The sequence below is a fragment of the Pseudomonas granadensis genome (assembly GCF_900105485.1).
GTDB lineage: Bacteria > Pseudomonadota > Gammaproteobacteria > Pseudomonadales > Pseudomonadaceae > Aquipseudomonas > Aquipseudomonas granadensis.
This window is the reverse complement of record NZ_LT629778.1, coordinates 237,870-253,979: the sequence shown is the minus strand read 5'-3', so window position 1 is coordinate 253,979 and position 16,110 is coordinate 237,870. Positions and strand designations below refer to the sequence as shown.

Here is a 16,110-nt window from a genome sequence, read left to right as displayed (position 1 = left end):
CATTTAATTGGATTCCAATGCCAAAGCGGCACACCAGGCCTCGCCACGCGAGCCCTGGGACAAAATTTTCAGCGAACGCCCGCTGTCTTGCGGGCTAATGGTAATGGTCAGGTCAGGCTTTGGCAAAAAGCCTGCACCTTTATCGGGCCACTCGATCAGGCACAGCGCATCGTCTTCGAAGTAGTCACGGATACCGAGAAACTCCAGCTCTTCCGGATCGACCAGTCGATACAGGTCGAAGTGGAAGGCACGAACGTCACCGATCTCGTAGGGCTCAACCAAGGTGAAGGTCGGACTTTTTACCGCGCCGACATGCCCCAGCCCGCGAATGATGCCACGCGAGAGCGTGGTTTTGCCCATGCCCAGGTTGCCTTCAAGAAAAATCAGGCCATGGCCCTGGGTCACGCGGGCGATCCGTGCGCCAAAGTCGCTCATCGCCTGTTCATCGGCCAGGTACAGGGTTACTTCAGACACGGTGCTTGCTCCTCCAACAACTGACGAATGGCTGGAATCAGATCACTGGCCGCCAGCCCACGGCCGAATTTGCCTTGTTGCAAGCCGGCATTGGCATGCAGCCACACGGCGAGACTTGCGGCATCGAAAGCCTGCATGCCCTGCGCCAGCAGTGCGCCGATCAAACCGGCCAGCACATCGCCGAGGCCGCCCGTGGCCATTGCCGGATGGCCTTGGTGACACAGCGCCAGACGTCCGTCGGGATGCGCAATCAGGCTGCCTGCGCCTTTCAACACCACCACCGCTGTATATTTTCTACTCAATTCAAGCGCAGCCGTCGGACGATCCGCCTGCACCTCGGTAGTGCCGATACCCAACAACCGCGCCGCCTCACCCGGATGCGGGGTAATCACGCAATCCTTGGGTAATTGAACAAAGCCGCTGGCCAGCAGGTTCAACGCATCGGCATCCCATACCTGTGGCAAGGGTGCGTTGGCCGCCGCAGACAACAATGCGCACCCCCAACTGGCTTGCCCCAGCCCGGGACCGACGACCAGCGTCGAGACCTTTTCCAGCAGGCCCATCAGCTGATTGGCCGACGAGGTGCCGAGGGCCATGGCTTCCGGCACCCGGGTCAGCGCCGCCGGAACGTGCTCGGGACGCGTCGCCAGCGACACCATGCCCGCGCCACTGCGCAGGGCCATTTGCGTACTGAGCAGAATCGCCCCACCAAAACCGTGATCGCCGCCTATCAGCAGAACATGGCCAAAGCGGCCCTTGTGCGCCGTCGGTGCGCGCGGTGCTGGTCGCGGAAGATTAGCCGGGTTGAGGCGCCGGGCACGGACAGCAATGTCACTACAAATGTCGGCGCAGGCCTGCAGATCATTGAACACCAGCTCACCGATGTGATCGGCGGCGTCTCCAGTGAACAGGCCGACTTTCAGGCCGATAAAAGTCACTGTGAGATCAGCCTGCACCGCGACGCCCAAGGTTCTTCCGGTGTCGGCGCAAAGCCCGGAAGGAATATCGACTGCCGTTACGGGCAGACCGCTGGTATTGATCGAGTTGATCGCAGCCGCATAAGGCTCGCGTACCTCGCCGCTCAAACCTGTGCCAAGCAAGGCATCGACGAGCACACCGCGCAGCTCGCTGTCATCTGTCCAGTGCTGCAAGGCAACGCCTGCGGCCAGTGCCTCGGCATGAGCAAGCGCCGCATCCCCTTGCAAGCGCTGCGGATCGCCCACCGCCAGCACGCGCACAGCCCAACCAGCGCGCAACGCCAGAACGGCAATCAGGTAACCGTCGCCGGCATTGTTGCCATGCCCGGCCAGCACGGTCAGTTCGTTCGCGTCCGGCCATTGCCGCACCAGCGCGCGCCAGGTCGCCCGGGCCGCGCGCTGCATCAATTCGAAGCCCGGCGTGCCGGCGGCAATCAGCCGGGCATCGAGTTCACGCAACTGGACGGCGCCGTACAGTGCGTCGGGTAATTCATCTTTCGTCTGCGGCATGCGTCTTCGGGCTCCGATGTCTGGCAGAATTATACGCACCTCAGCTCCGGTTTCTCTCGCCTCATGTCCGCCATCACCACAGACCTGCCCGCCCTCGCCCAATCGATCAAGGACTGGGGGCGCGATCTGGGCTTTCAGCAAGTCGGCATCAGCGGCCTGAACCTCGCCGAACACGAGCAGCACCTCGAGCGCTGGCTCGCGGCCGGCTACCACGGCGAAATGGACTACATGGGCGCCCACGGCAGCAAACGCTCGCATCCGGAAGAACTGGTACCGGGCACCTTGCGTGTGGTCTCGCTGCGCATGGACTACCTGCCGGGCGATACCGAAATGGCCAAACGTCTGGCGCAACCGGAAAAAGCTTATGTGTCGCGTTATGCCTTGGGCCGCGATTACCACAGATTGATCCGTAAACGTGTTCAACAATTAGCTGACAAAATCCAGGCCGAGATCGGCCCGTTCGGTTTTCGCGCGTTTGTCGACAGCGCCCCGGTGTTGGAGAAAGCCATTGCCGAACAGGCAGGGCTGGGCTGGATTGGCAAGAACACCCTGGTGTTGAATCGCAAGGCTGGCAGTTATTTCTTTCTCAGTGAACTGTTCGTCGATCTGCCGTTGCCGGTGGATGAACCGCACAGCACCGAGCACTGTGGCCGTTGCACTGCGTGTCTGGATATCTGCCCGACCAACGCCTTCGTCGGCCCGTATGTGCTGGACGCACGGCGCTGCATTTCCTATCTGACCATCGAACTGAAAACCGCTATCCCCGAAGACCTGCGGCCGTTGATTGGCAATCGCGTGTTCGGCTGTGATGACTGCCAGATCGTCTGTCCGTGGAACCGATTCGCCAAGCCCTCAGGGGAAAGCGATTTCAAGCCACGGCACAACCTCGACAACGCTGAACTGGCGGAGTTGTTTTTGTGGGATGAAGAGAAGTTCTTGAGCAGTACTGAAGGTTCGCCTTTGCGGCGGGCGGGATATGAGCGCTGGTTGAGGAATCTGGCGGTGGGACTGGGCAATGCGCCTTCAACGATTCCGGTGCTGGAAGCGTTGAAGGCGCGACGGGATTATCCGTCGGAGATGGTTAGAGAACATGTGGAATGGGCGTTAAGCCAGCATTCGCTTCTGATCCATACCCAGGCCACTGTATTGCCAACGGACGGCACGGGCGCCCCTTAGACTCTGCCACAAAAACACGACCACCCCACTAATCACCATTGCGGGTCGTGAGTGCCGACTTGCTTGATGATGATTTGCTTGGTGTTGTCATTCACCAGAAAAAAAGTACGGTGCTCATGCGTCACACGCATGTGTGCATGCATGAATCCCTTATGCTCTCCATTGGGCTTGAAGTTTTTATAGTTGGGATAGTTCTCGTACAGGCCCGTGGGGAAAACCTTCGCTGCCTCTCGAGGATGTGTATTGTGGTTAATGATCTCTGCCTTGTACTCATCGTACTTTGCAAGCTGTGCTTTTCCACGTTTTCCCTCATCGAGATAATTGTGACTGGCAAAATCTTCAATAACCGTCCAGTTTGCTGGCGGCTCCGCCTCAGCAGCAGCGGCTCCGGCTTTGCTTGATTTGCCATACTCTTTCTTGTGAGGCATGCCGAACGTCGCGTATTCCTTTTCCACGATCCTGCCCGGCGGCTCGTCAGCCAGTTTCACAAGATACTGGCGCGGCTTTAGTGTTTGCGCGACTGCGTGTCGAACCGCCAGTGCACCCGCAGCAGCCGACGCAATACCCAGCCCCATACTTACCCAGCCGAGTATTTCGCCGACCTGGGATTGCGGGTCATACGCATAGGCAATCTCGCTGCCAATGGCAGTCACCCCTGAAGCGACGCCCAGCCCCATTGCCAACAGGGCTAATGGCGTAGCAGCACCCAAGGTCACGATACTGGCGACAATCCCGATAATCCCCAGCGCAATCCCCGCAATCGACTGCCAGGAAATATGTCCCGTAGGGTCAATGCGATTGACTGGATCACCCAGGCAGTATGCATAGGCATTCAAACCGCCCGCACCAAACGGACTCATGCTGTCGGGACTGGTGAACCGCATCAGGGTCGGGCTATAGGCCCGGTATCCGTTGCCGAGCAGGTACAAACCTGTGACTGCATCCAGTTGCTCGCCGTTGAAACCCGCCAGACTGAACAACCCACCTTCGGCAGGACGATGTCCATAAGGGCTGTAGGCATTGTCTTCCCATTGCTCCCCGTGTAACTGGGTCAGCACAGTTTGCTGTTGATCCGCCCCAAAAATCTGGCTGCCGACGTTAGCCCCGAATTGCTGTTGCCCCAGTATCAATCCACCATCGCGCACGACACTGCGCGAATCCTCGCCACGAATTTCACTACTGACTGCCGAGTGGTGATAGTAGCGTTGCACATCCGGCATGCGCGGTTGCGACAGTTCAACGATTCGGTCAAAGCCGTCGTAATGAAAACCACGCACTACATCCCCTCGAGCATTGCTCACCTGGGTCAGCCGACCGAAGGCGTCATAAGCCAAAGTACGCGCCTGATCGTCCTTGATCATTCGACCGCAGGCGTCGTACTCCAGAGTGACCGGCGCGGGATAGTCAGCATGGGAGTGCGTTACACCAATAAGCTGCGCCGGATCGATTTCGCTGAAACTGAAGGTCGTTACGTTGACGCCTTGGGGAAATGCGGTTTGCAGCGTCAGGATGTTGTCCTGCGCGTCGAAGGTAAATATTTGCTGAGCGATCTCCTTGCCGTACGGATCCCGTGGCCGCTGGCTGCCATCGCAGTCGTATTGCTGGAGGCGCCCGCGTACGTCGTAAGTAAAACGTTCATCACGCAGCACGAACGCGCCGCGCTTCAAAACCTTCTGCGCCAGTTTGCCGGCCACGGTGTAGCTGGAGCTTAGCGTTTGAGTGGGCAAACCGTTGACTTCAAAACTTCGAGTTGTTTCACGCCCTATATCGTCGTAGGTCAGACGCGTGGTCAACATGCGCTTGGTCGAAGTGTCGCGTGTTTCGATCCTCTCCAGCAGGCCGCGCTTGTCATAGAAATAATCAGCCTGCACCGCACCTTGCTTGAATGAGGTTCTTCGCCCCCAGTTGTCGTAGTTGGTCTGGTGCTTTGTACCGAGCACATCCACGTAGGTAAGGGGCAAACCGGCGAAAGAATAGGTATGGGAAACCGTCTTGCGTTGTTCGCCATATTGACTGGTTTCCGACTTCAGGCGTCCAGAGGGGAAGTACTCGAAATGACGCTCGCGACCCTGTTCGATGCAGCTCTTGGCTTTTCCGTTCTGGACATCGTAGGTGAATCGGGTGGTCAAACCGTCATCGTCCTCCTCGGTCACGGCTTTGCGCTCAGTCAACACTCCGCCCAGTTCAGGGGCATGGACGAACTCGATCTTCTGGCCTGCGGTATCTGTGGAGGACTGGGGCAGGCTGCGCCCGGCCTCGTAACTGGCGACCGTCTTACGCCCCCCCACAGTAATCTCGGTCACACGGTTCAAACCATCGAACCTCTGTTGTCCCAGTGGCAAACCCGCTACTTTGATTTCAACCGGCAGCTCACCAGTGCTATGGGCGGCAAATGTGGTTTCCACGGCATGGCCGTCCGGCAGAACACTGCGAATCATCCGGTCGAACACATCATATTCGTAGCGGGTGATGTTGCCGGCGGGATCGGTCTGACTCAGGGTTCGGCCCAACCCGTCATATTCATAAACGGTTTTACCCAGGCTTTGATCCTTGAGATCGAACATCTCGACGCTGTCCGGCTTACCGAAAGCGTTGACGGCGGCAACTGTCTTGCCCATGCCCTGCTGCCAGTTTTGCTGCTGGCGGCTGATCGGGTCAAACACACTATGCTCGATGCGCCCATCGCCATGGCGGATCTCTGTGACCTGCCCCCAATTGTCGTAAGAAAACTCCGTCTTGACCTCTCGCAGAAGGCCTTCCCACCAGTCACTGTGAATGACCTGCACTGGCCGTCCCGACTGGTCATGAAACGTGCTGTAGACCGTGCGCATCGGGCAATTGCCCTGCGTGTCGGGGTTGTCGCAATCCTTTTCCTGAATGGCCATGATGCGGCCCATACCATCGTATTTGGCGATCTGCATACCACCTGATGAGTCTGTCATGGTCATCTTCGCAGGCTTGTTATCTTTGGCAGCCTCATAGCTCCAATGAGTAGAGGAGGCAAACGCCGTACCGGGTGCGAGTGTCTTGCGTAGACGGCGGCCAAGCTTGTCGTATTCGTACTCGATGACGCGGTCGTCAGCATCTCGCTCGGACATTATCAGCCCGTTCAGGGTCGAGAGCGTTTGCTCACTCGAACTGGTGGTGTCGTCAAAACCGTGCACGGTTTTTTTCAGCACCAGCCTGGTACCGTCGAGTACATACGAGTATTCGATGCGAGTTGTCGTGGCATTGCGGACCACGCTTTGCTGTAGCAATAATCCGTGCCTGGCAGGGTCCTTGGGTGTATTGAGATAAGTCATGTCGACCTGGGAGCGAAGAGTCTCACTTCCGTCCACCAGTTCGAAAAACTTCTCCTGGATGGGCACGACATTAGCGTGCGTCGCGCCTTCGAGAACGGGATGCAAAGCGTATCGATAGCGGGTAACGGTAGAGGCACCGCCGCCAACCGCAGGCACTACGGTCTTCCGCTTCAGAAAGCGGACAAACCCTAGGGGATCTTTCGGACAGTCTTCTGATTCGGAGTCTGGGTAGTATTCAAACTGCGTGGTCACACCGTTGGCACCCACCTGCTTGACAAGGTTGCCAATAGAGTCGAATTCAGTGGTAGATATCTCGGTGCGCTTCTTTTTGGTCGTGCGGTTTTCATAACTGAGGGTATGGGACTTGGGCATCCTGAATTGCGGGGCCTGCCCGGTAAATGGCTTGGTGACGTCACAGTGATATTCGGTAGAAGCCGACGTCACCGCATTACCACACTGCGTCACTTCAGAGACCAACAGATGAAATTTGTTGTAAGTGCGTTTGGTGTGAGTATGAAGCTTATTTCCCACAATCAACTGTTCAGTGGAGCTGTACTGATATTTCGCCTGTGCCCGGTAAAGCAGGTCAATGTCATCCTTGCTATCCGCTTCTACACCATAGCCCAGGTAGTTTGGTTCCGAGTAGGTGTAAGTCTTGATTATCTTTCGCTGCCCTTGCTTGGCAAAAATATCATGCGCTATCACGTACGGCACGTGTTGCATTCCGCCAGGAAGCAAGTGGCCATCGCGCTTGTAGCGGATGATTTCAACGGTCCCAAGCGGCGAATCAACACGACTGACATAATTGATACCGTGAATGATTTCGTACTGCAGATCCCAACGCCCACCGACCGGTAAGGCTATGGCGGTGACACGATCGTTACTGAATGTCAGCGAGAACTCTGCGCTGTCCGGCATGTCAGGATTCTGAGTCAACGTAAGCTTGCCAGCAGTACTGCCGACCTTGAGGAGTACTCTTTTTGCATCCCTTATCTCAACGAGTTTTGGTTGCTCATTGAACAAGGCATACTTCAAAGCGATGCTAGCGCCGTTCGCAGCGATAATTTTCTTGGGCACCGCGATCTGGGTAGCACCAAAAACCTCAAGCTCTTCTCGCCGGCCATCTTTGTAGTGAACGGCATACTGCCCGACACCCGTTTTCAGAACCTTGGCACTCTCCAGCTTCATTTCCTTGAAGAATAAAGCTTTAGAAGTTTCAGAGGCTTTATAGGCCTCACCGTTGGCCAACGTCATGACCTTACTGCGCAAGTCATAACGACTGCTTGTGAGCGACCACCCTGTGCCATAACCTGCGTTACGCGTGTCAATTGGGTTGAAGCCTAGCGAAAGATTGAATGATGGTCCGTTAAGATCGGTAGAGCGAATGGCACCTAGTGTTAGAGCCACGGCATAGATACCTGTACGGGGATCTACGCCACCAGCGACAAATCCGCCGAAATTGAATGCATTGGAACGTACTGAATCAGTGGCTTGACTGTTCATGGATAACTTCCTGTCATTATCAAAAAGCGCACAAGCAAGCGTCCCGCTTACTTTGCAGAGAACAACGAATAGGGGTAATCGCAAAAAACCTTGTCAACTTAATGAGTAAGAGCGATTAGCAATATCGGGATTGATACGAATGCTGTGCTCGGTACCGTATTCATCAAAAACCTGCAGATTCAATTGATCCGTGCGAGCAGGTTTGTTCGGATAGTCTTGTGTCAAATGGCTAAGTATCGATATCGTCCCAGGATCCTGGGTCAAAGAGCGTAATCCTGTTGAAGTACGGGCGGTGACCTGCACACCATAGATCGGTCCAATAAAAGCAACATAACTTCTCACCCCAGAAGATAGATTGAGGGCATTACCCGATGAGAAGAACTCGGTTGCAAACTCTTCGTCATATCTGGCGTCGAAACTCGCCCAATCCAGCAAATTGATCTGCCGTCCTTCCGCATGTAAAGAGAGACTGTGTAATTCGGTTCGCTCAAAAAGGCTCGGGCGATCAAGAACTCTGGTTTTTTTCATCACAAAATTTGAGATCGGATACTGCTTGGGGGCGATTGCCTCCAGGGTAACGCTACTGTCATAGCCATTACGACCATCGCTTCGATACTTTACTCCTTGCAATGTAATTTCAGCTGCAATCTGAATCGAACCCGGACGACTGCTGGTGACCCAAAACTCAAAAATCTGCACACGTTCCGAAGGATCCGATATCCGGTTATCGGACGCAGGCACCAGCGGCAAAACGCGGGCTGCACCACCTGACATATCGTGCGCATAGCGGTTTTCCTGAGTTCCGACACTCCAGCTACCACCCAATGGTGCGGAGGTGTCATAGCTGATCAACTTGAGAGTCTCAAGGGCCGGATGCCCATAAAGCGACACCTCCTCAGCATTCGAATTTTCTCCCGAAACCAGCACCAATACCCTGACTTGCATACGACCGTTGGCGTAAAGCGCCTTATGACGAATTGTTGAAGTGTCGAGCTTTACTTGAAATCGCTGAATACTCAAATCTTGCTCAAACATATAAAACCCTTTAACCAGTTTATTTACGCAGCACGACAGCACTGTTTGAGCCGGTATTAATACACGCACCAATCTCAAATAAAACGAGCACTTTATTTCCACTTGTAATGATTAAAGAATAATTCCCGAACAAACAAAAATCGAAACATCTTAGCCACGTACAGAAAATAATCTCAACACCGAAACCAACCAGACAGCCAACACAATGCAACACCGAAAACTTTCACACACAAAAAAGCCCACTCACACGAAATCGTTTGCAAAACGAGACTGGAGTGGACTTATTTATATTGTTAATTGTTACTGAAGTGCGATCATCACATCAAAAAAACTTCACCCCTCATCACTATCAGACCCCACACCGCTATCCGAAAACTCGGAAAGCTCGAAAGCCTCATCAAACACCTGATCCTGAATCCTGATAACGATTTCGCTATCCATGCTGGCGTTCTGGAGATATTCATTGATACGTAGCAGTGCTGCCTGGCTTAACGGATTACCCCTCAGGTCGACATACGTATCCTGGGTATCCGGGATGTCAAAAAAATCATCCCCGATATCAACTATATTGTTATCGCGTAAATCAAGGATTTTCAGTCTACTCAATTGCTCTACACCGCTAGGAATACCGGTCAGCCCCGTGTTAGCCAGATACAACTCTTTCATCTGACGCATAAATCCCAGATGAGGAGCGACACCCAACGGATTTCCATCAAGCCTTAACAGTGTCAGCGTTTCAATTCTCGAAAGCCCCTCTGCCTCGTTTTCGGACAATCTCAGTGAGCAATCTCTCAAGATCAGGTGCCGCAAGTCACGCATTTGGAAAATGCCCGGAGCGAATCCATCCATGCGTACTTTTTCAAGCACCAAATAACTCAGATTGGGGAAACTTTCGAGAAATCTACCCAGTTTCACGCCTGGATTGCGCGCCTCCAACACGAGCTCCGTCACGTGCTCCAGTCTAGTGCTTATTCGCGGCAACTCAGCGTTGAAATCGATGAACGAACTGAAACTTTCACCTGCTGCGTCTTCTACTGAAAGCATTTTTTGCTGCCAAACCAATAGTAATTTTTCGCTGAACCTCTGACGCAACCGCGACTGTTCAGCAAATGCCTCGGCGCTCCATACCACTCCCTCTGTTGGATGTGGAGGCACCTCAACACGCCACACTTCCAATTCATGACGTAGCGTGGGGAACTCATTTTCCAGACGACTTAAAACTCCAGAGGGATCGTGCTGTAAGCGCTTGTCGATGAACGCCGCCACGTCTTCGTCCGAAATCTCTGGGTAAAGATCACGTATGCGACTTTCAAAAGACTTCGTCGATTCAGGGATTACGTCGGCTCCGCCGCGCAACAGCCCCTCTTGCCGGTTTTGCGTTGTACCCGCCTTGACGGCGGCTGGAAGCGGTGCCAAGCGCAGCACTTCGCTCACCACTTGCCGCGATGGCGGAGGCTGAGTACGGAGTAATTGTTGCAGCGCCTGGCCAGTGCTGTCTGAAATGCCGAGCGCTTTACGATGCACTGGCAACAACAAGGACCAGAGTGTCGTATACAGATTTTGCGCACCCAGAAGGGACGGCGGACCGCCGCTTGCCACCATGTAAGCATCATGTTGACGAATCAGCAGGTGCCGATCCGATGACTGGGCATCGCCGATAGCCGCGAAGACGTCTCCGTCAATCGCGCCTTGACGAATCTCTATACGAATCTGCTGCGGCCAATCCACGAGATTTCCGATCATATGCAGTAATAACCGGTCACTGTCCGGATTGGCTACCGCCTCCAAATAAATGCCTTCCAGGGCCCTTGCCAAGCGAACTTCTCGCAAAGCCACGAGAGTCGCTACCGCCACTCTCTTTGGGATGCCAGGTTGGTTATGCATATGCAAACGCTCGGCAGCACTGGTATTACGCCATATCGCCTGTGCAGCGGTTTTCGGTAGATCAGGGAATACACGGCGCATCCGCAAAGTGTTTTCGTCACAATCGGACTCGAAGGCATCCTCAACTTCTTTGAAGCGCGTGAAACTCTCAGAGGCTCCCCGGCCCTCTGCCTGAACTTGCTGATCAAGTTCGAATCGCCTGAGGGTATCCTCCAACAGAAAAGGCACAGGACGATCATGCGCGATCACAGCGCGCAGCACCTCTTCATTGACGCCGCTCACTGCCAGCAGGCGTACAACCGTAGTGTCGGAAAACTGCGCAACGGAGCGTCCAGTCCGGCGGAAAAGTTCTGCGGTCTGGGCTGTAATCGAATCGGGAAAGGTGACGCCGTCATTGTCCAGAGCGACCCAGAACCGGCCCTCGCCGTCCCGCTTCAATAGAGGTCCGGAAGGGTTGCGCTCTCTGGCCAGCGTGGCACGAAGCAGACCGCTCTCAGCGTCCAGAACCACTTGCACTATATGGTCATCGGCGACGGCGACATACTGACGCTGCTTCAAAATCCGCATGCCTTGCGCATCGGCTGCGCCGAGGCTTTTGGGTGTGGGTACCCAGTAATCTGTCAGCGGGGACTTCGCGGCAAGCAGCGCAAATTCGTCGATTGCAGAAGACGTTGGGTTCACGCTGATCGCTGGCGCCACCGCGACCGGGTCCGTCTTGTAGGAAGGCTGCAACACCTCCAGGCGATGCGCTGTGGACAGATGTGGCATTGCTGGAGAAGCGAACGGTGGCCGGAAAGAGCCATCCGCATTGACATCAGGAGTTTTGGTTGGGGCAGAAACAGGTTTGACCTTTGGCGGTTTACCAGCCATGAGTGCTCATCCTTGAGATAGTGTTGCGTTGGCCCCCGCAAAACATGGGAGCCAACGCCAGATATAAGTAAGCGCCGTTGGTGCAATACCCGGTCATTCAACATCACAGCTTACTGACAGCTGGAGCAATCAAGGATATATACATCTATTACATACGCCGACATTGCATCAGCGAGGTCCGGGATCAGCCTCGTTCCAGGTATAAATTACGCTCGTAAAAGTTAACTCGAATCGCGAGTTTATGCTCAGTACCGTGCTCATCAATGGCAATGAAGTGAAGGGAGCCTCCGTACTTGCTTGCCTTCTCGGTCGTTATCGAATATTCGGAAAGAGCCTGCATGACGGTCAGCTCACCGTCATGATCATTGACCCTGACTTGATAATTCTCGTCATTCCAGGACGGGGCATCAGGAAGAAAGGCATACGCAACAGGATCGCCTTTCGCCGGCAAGGATACGAATAAGGATTTCGTTTCGGGGCTAACCAGAAAGACCTTCATATAATTGGTTTTTGCTTCGTTGAGCTTATTCCCCCCTGCAAACAGATGATCGGCACCTTTTTCGACTCCATCAACTGTCCAATCGACCAGTTTGATCTGTTGCCCATGCGGATAGAGCCCCAGATAATAGTTGAAGATACGATTGCCATAGTGCTCATTGCCGCGACGGGTCTGGTACCAGCGGAATTGTTCAACGGCATAGGTCACAGGCGTTTTCGCTTCAAGGGTGACGCTGCTGTCATGAACGCTGGAAAGCGTGGTGCCGTTGCTAAGAACCTTTACCCCATTGAGGAGCAAACGGGCGCCGATCTGGGTGGTTCCGGCGACCGCCGAGGACACCCAGAACGTGCGGACCTGCGGATGCGTGCTGTCATCTTCTGATCCGTCGTCGTCAACATTTGTATTATTGAACGAGCCTGGCGCTTCAACAGTGTAACGCCCTTGTTCGGTACTGGCCGCCCAACCGTCACGCAAGGTCTTCCCGGTGTTGTAGTGAATCAGTTCGATACTTTCCATTACATCGGCGGGTAAGTGTATTGCGTTGCCATTGATGTCTACCCCGGAAACCAGCACCTGCACCTTGACCTGCATTCGGCCATTACCGAACAGCGTTTTGTTGTGACTGCTATCAGCGGCATCAAACTTGACCCTGAATCTGGAAACAGCCTCGAGCACAAGAGGGATATTATGCTGGTCGCTTGCAGTTTCGATACTTTCACTCATGACGAAAACCCTTTGAAGAAATATATTAATGGCTGACATCGCAGATGCGATGCAGAGAAATACATCACTTTAAAAAAGTCGGCAAAATTAAAAATGTAAGAAACATACCCTTGCAATGTTGTCGAGCGACAGAGTCATACCTGAAAATAAAAACCCTCAGTGTTCATCGTTATAAACAAACTTGGGCATTTCCCAATGAAAACGTATTGCCAGCAGACGTAACAAGAACCCGCCGAACAGCGTAATCAGGATGGCTTGTTCGCCAGGGACATTCAGATAAAGACACAGCATGTAGCACCATGCTGCAGCAAACGACACGCTCGCATAAAGTTCGCGCCGAAAAATCAACGGAATGTCGTTGCAGAAAATATCGCGAAGAATGCCACCGAATACCCCGGTGATCACCCCGCTGACCGATGCCACCAGCATGCCGTGGCCCATTTCCAGCGCAGTCATGCAGCCGATCAAGGTGAAGGCCACCAGCCCTACGGCATCGAGTACCAGAAACAGCGAGCGCAGGTGACGCATCCAGCGTGCAGTGAATACGGTAAACATTGCCGCCACGGAGGTGAGCACCAGGTATTCAGGATGCTTGACCCAGGTCAGTGGATAATGCCCGAGCAGCACGTCGCGCACCGAACCGCCACCGAGCGCGGTGATGCAAGCGATCAGCACCACGCCGAACCAGTCCATGCCGCGCCGCCCAGCCGACAGGGCACCGGTCATGGCTTCAGCGGTGATCGCAATCAGATAGAGCATCAGCAACATGGTGGCAGTCCAGGCAGGAAGGCGCGCAGTCTAGCCATTTCGGTGCAGCACCAAAAGGGGGCAATGGCTGTGCCCACCCCCCTTACCGGTTCAGAACTTGATGAAATGCTTGCGGTAATGCTGCAGCTCGGCGATCGATTCGCGGATGTCGTCCAGCGCCAGATGGGTGCTGCCCTTCTTGAAGCTGTCGCGCACGTCCGGCGCCCACCGTGCGGCCAGTTCCTTGAGGGTGGAAACGTCGAGGTTGCGGTAGTGAAAGTAGCTTTCCAAGGCTTTCATGTGGGTATAAAGGAAGCGACGATCCTGGCAGATGCTGTTGCCGCAGATCGGCGACTTGCCTTTCGGCACCCATTTTTCCAGGAAGGCGATGGTTTCGGCTTCGGCTTCGGCCATGCTGATGCGGCTGTCGCGCACTCGCTGGGTCAGGCCAGAGTTGCCGTGGGTGCGGGTGTTCCACTCGTCCATGCGCGCCAGCACTTCGTCGCTGTGGTGGATGGCGATCACCGGGCCTTCGGCCAGCGTGTTGAGGTCGCTGTCGGTGACGATGGTGGCCATTTCGATGATGACGTCGTTGTCCGGGTCCAGACCGGTCATTTCCAGGTCGATCCAGATCAGGTTCTGCGGGTTTTGCATATTCGGGCTCCTAGGCAATGCTGCGCAGTTTAGCCTAGGCCGCTGCCCGGGCGTGCTAAACTCGCGGCCGTTTTACCTAATCGCTGCATTCTTCAGACGGAACACCCATGGCCAAACGCCAACTCAATCGTCGTCAAAACTGGCGCATCGAAAAGATTCAGGGCGAGCGCGCCGCCCGCGCCGCCAAACGCGAGTCCTCGGCGGTCGAAGCCCTCGAGGGCGGCGACCTCGGCCCTGAACAACACGGTCTGGTCATCGCGCACTTTGGCGTGCAGGTTGAAGTCGAAGCCGTTGACGGCGAACTGGCGGGCCAGGTGTTTCGCTGCCACTTGCGCGCCAACCTGCCAGCGCTGGTAACCGGCGACAAAGTCGTCTGGCGCGCCGGCAACCAGGGCATCGGCGTGATCGTCGCGCAATTGCCGCGCAGCACCGAACTGTGCCGCCCGGACAGCCGTGGCCAGCTCAAACCAGTAGCGGCCAACGTCGACATGATCGTCATCGTCTTCGCCCCGCTGCCCGAGCCGCATGCCAACCTGATCGACCGCTATCTGGTCGCCGCCGAACACGCCGGCATCCGCCCTCTTCTGCTGTTGAACAAATTCGACCTGATCGACGAGCAGAACGCCCCGGCACTCAACGCGCTGCTGGCGGTGTATCGCACGCTGGGTTATCCGGTGCTGGAAGTTTCCGCACACCACGGCAACGGCATGGAGCAGCTGCAGCAACAGCTCGACGGACGCATCAGCGTGTTCGTCGGCCAGTCCGGCGTCGGCAAATCATCGCTGGTCAACAGCTTGCTGCCCGAAGTGGAAACCCGTGTCGGGCCTTTGTCCGAGTTGTCCGGCCAGGGCACGCACACCACCACCACCGCGCGGCTGTTCCACTTCCCTGGCGGCGGCGAACTGATCGACTCGCCGGGTATCCGCGAATTCGGCCTCGGCCACGTCAGCCGTGCCGATGTTGAAGCCGGCTTCATCGAATTCGACGATTTGCTCGGCACCTGCCGTTTCCGCGACTGCAAGCACGACCGCGAACCGGGCTGTGCGCTGCTCAAGGCGCTGGAAGACGGGCGCATTCAGCAGCAACGAATGAACAGCTACCGCTCGATCATCGCCAGCCTGCCTGAAAACGGCTATTAAACAGGCCTGTCGGCAGCCCCTTGCGAGGGGCTGCCGCGTGTCAGTCTGTGCCTGATCTCAACCGCTTCTTTTAAACGTCAGACTTGGCTGTAGGGCGTTCGCACGCCTGTTTGCAAGACGTTTCTGTTTTGCCGCGCAGACCTTGTGAGCGCGGTCCAGATGCCTACATTCGGTTCCTCTCTCGCTTCTTGCGATCTCCGAGGAACGCCATGCAAACCTATCACCTGTTCATCAGCCATTCGTGGAGCTACGCCCACGCCCACGACAATCTGGTGCGCCTGCTCAATGCGAAACCGGGTTTTACCTACAAGAATTTTTCAGTGCCTACGCACAATCCGATTCTTGATGCCCGCACCGATCAGGAGCTTGAGCAAGCCATCGAAAACAAGATTCGTCCCTGCTCGGCGGTGCTGATCATGGCTGGCATGTATTCGACCTACAGCAAGTGGATCAACAAGGAAATCGAGATCGCCAAACGCATGGGCAAAGTGATCATTGCGATCAAACCGTTCGGCGCCGAGCGCATCTCGACCGTGGTGCGCAACGCTGCACACGCCGAATGCGCCTGGAACACCAACAGCATCGTCAGTGCGATTCGCCTGCATACGGCGGTGTGA

General features: G+C 55.3%; 11 protein-coding genes. 3 read left to right on the top strand and 8 right to left on the bottom strand.

The window, feature by feature from the left end:
• Positions 1-3 precede the first annotated feature (3 nt).
• Positions 4-474: a tRNA (adenosine(37)-N6)-threonylcarbamoyltransferase complex ATPase subunit type 1 TsaE gene (gene tsaE / locus BLU52_RS01075; RefSeq protein ID WP_007967425.1), complete on the bottom strand. Its 471-nt coding sequence runs from the start codon at positions 472-474 to the stop codon at positions 4-6.
• Positions 462-1,961 (bottom strand): NAD(P)H-hydrate dehydratase, encoded by a 1,500-nt coding sequence (locus BLU52_RS01070; protein WP_090280757.1) that lies wholly within the window; start codon positions 1,959-1,961, stop codon positions 462-464. The genes tsaE and BLU52_RS01070 overlap by 13 nt, the downstream gene beginning before the upstream one ends.
• Before the next feature lie 63 nt (positions 1,962-2,024).
• On the opposite strand from BLU52_RS01070, the gene queG reads away from it, so the two are divergent.
• Entirely contained in the window at positions 2,025-3,137 is a 1,113-nt protein-coding gene (gene queG, locus BLU52_RS01065; protein WP_090280754.1) for a tRNA epoxyqueuosine(34) reductase QueG, read from the top strand.
• Positions 3,138-3,169: 32 nt separating this feature from the next.
• On the opposite strand, the gene BLU52_RS01060 is transcribed toward queG, so the two are convergent.
• The 6 genes from BLU52_RS01060 to orn all read right to left on the bottom strand — a co-directional run bounded on the left by BLU52_RS01060 (position 3,170) and on the right by orn (position 14,354).
• Positions 3,170-7,942: an RHS repeat domain-containing protein gene (locus BLU52_RS01060; RefSeq protein ID WP_231987997.1), complete on the bottom strand. Its 4,773-nt coding sequence runs from the start codon at positions 7,940-7,942 to the stop codon at positions 3,170-3,172.
• Positions 7,943-8,035: 93 nt separating this feature from the next.
• Positions 8,036-8,977 (bottom strand): hypothetical protein, encoded by a 942-nt coding sequence (locus BLU52_RS01055; protein WP_090280749.1) that lies wholly within the window; start codon positions 8,975-8,977, stop codon positions 8,036-8,038.
• A 333-nt stretch (positions 8,978-9,310) separates the two neighbouring features.
• Positions 9,311-11,731: a leucine-rich repeat domain-containing protein gene (locus tag BLU52_RS01050; protein WP_157720665.1), complete on the bottom strand. Its 2,421-nt coding sequence runs from the start codon at positions 11,729-11,731 to the stop codon at positions 9,311-9,313.
• Positions 11,732-11,915: 184 nt separating this feature from the next.
• A complete protein-coding gene (locus tag BLU52_RS01045; protein WP_157720664.1) occupies positions 11,916-12,953 on the bottom strand; it encodes a hypothetical protein in 1,038 nt (345 codons plus the stop codon).
• Between the two features lie 156 nt (positions 12,954-13,109).
• On the bottom strand, positions 13,110-13,721 hold the full coding sequence (locus BLU52_RS01040; RefSeq protein ID WP_039756834.1) for a trimeric intracellular cation channel family protein: 612 nt from the start codon (positions 13,719-13,721) through the stop codon (positions 13,110-13,112).
• A 90-nt stretch (positions 13,722-13,811) separates the two neighbouring features.
• On the bottom strand, positions 13,812-14,354 hold the full coding sequence (gene orn, locus BLU52_RS01035; RefSeq protein ID WP_053116764.1) for an oligoribonuclease: 543 nt from the start codon (positions 14,352-14,354) through the stop codon (positions 13,812-13,814).
• Between the two features lie 107 nt (positions 14,355-14,461).
• On the opposite strand from orn, the gene rsgA reads away from it, so the two are divergent.
• The gene (gene rsgA, locus BLU52_RS01030; protein WP_090280736.1) at positions 14,462-15,493 is read left to right on the top strand and encodes a small ribosomal subunit biogenesis GTPase RsgA; all 1,032 of its coding nucleotides are present in this window, start codon (positions 14,462-14,464) and stop codon (positions 15,491-15,493) included.
• 209 nt (positions 15,494-15,702) lie between these two features.
• The gene (locus BLU52_RS01025) at positions 15,703-16,110 is read left to right on the top strand and encodes a TIR domain-containing protein (protein WP_090280733.1); all 408 of its coding nucleotides are present in this window, start codon (positions 15,703-15,705) and stop codon (positions 16,108-16,110) included.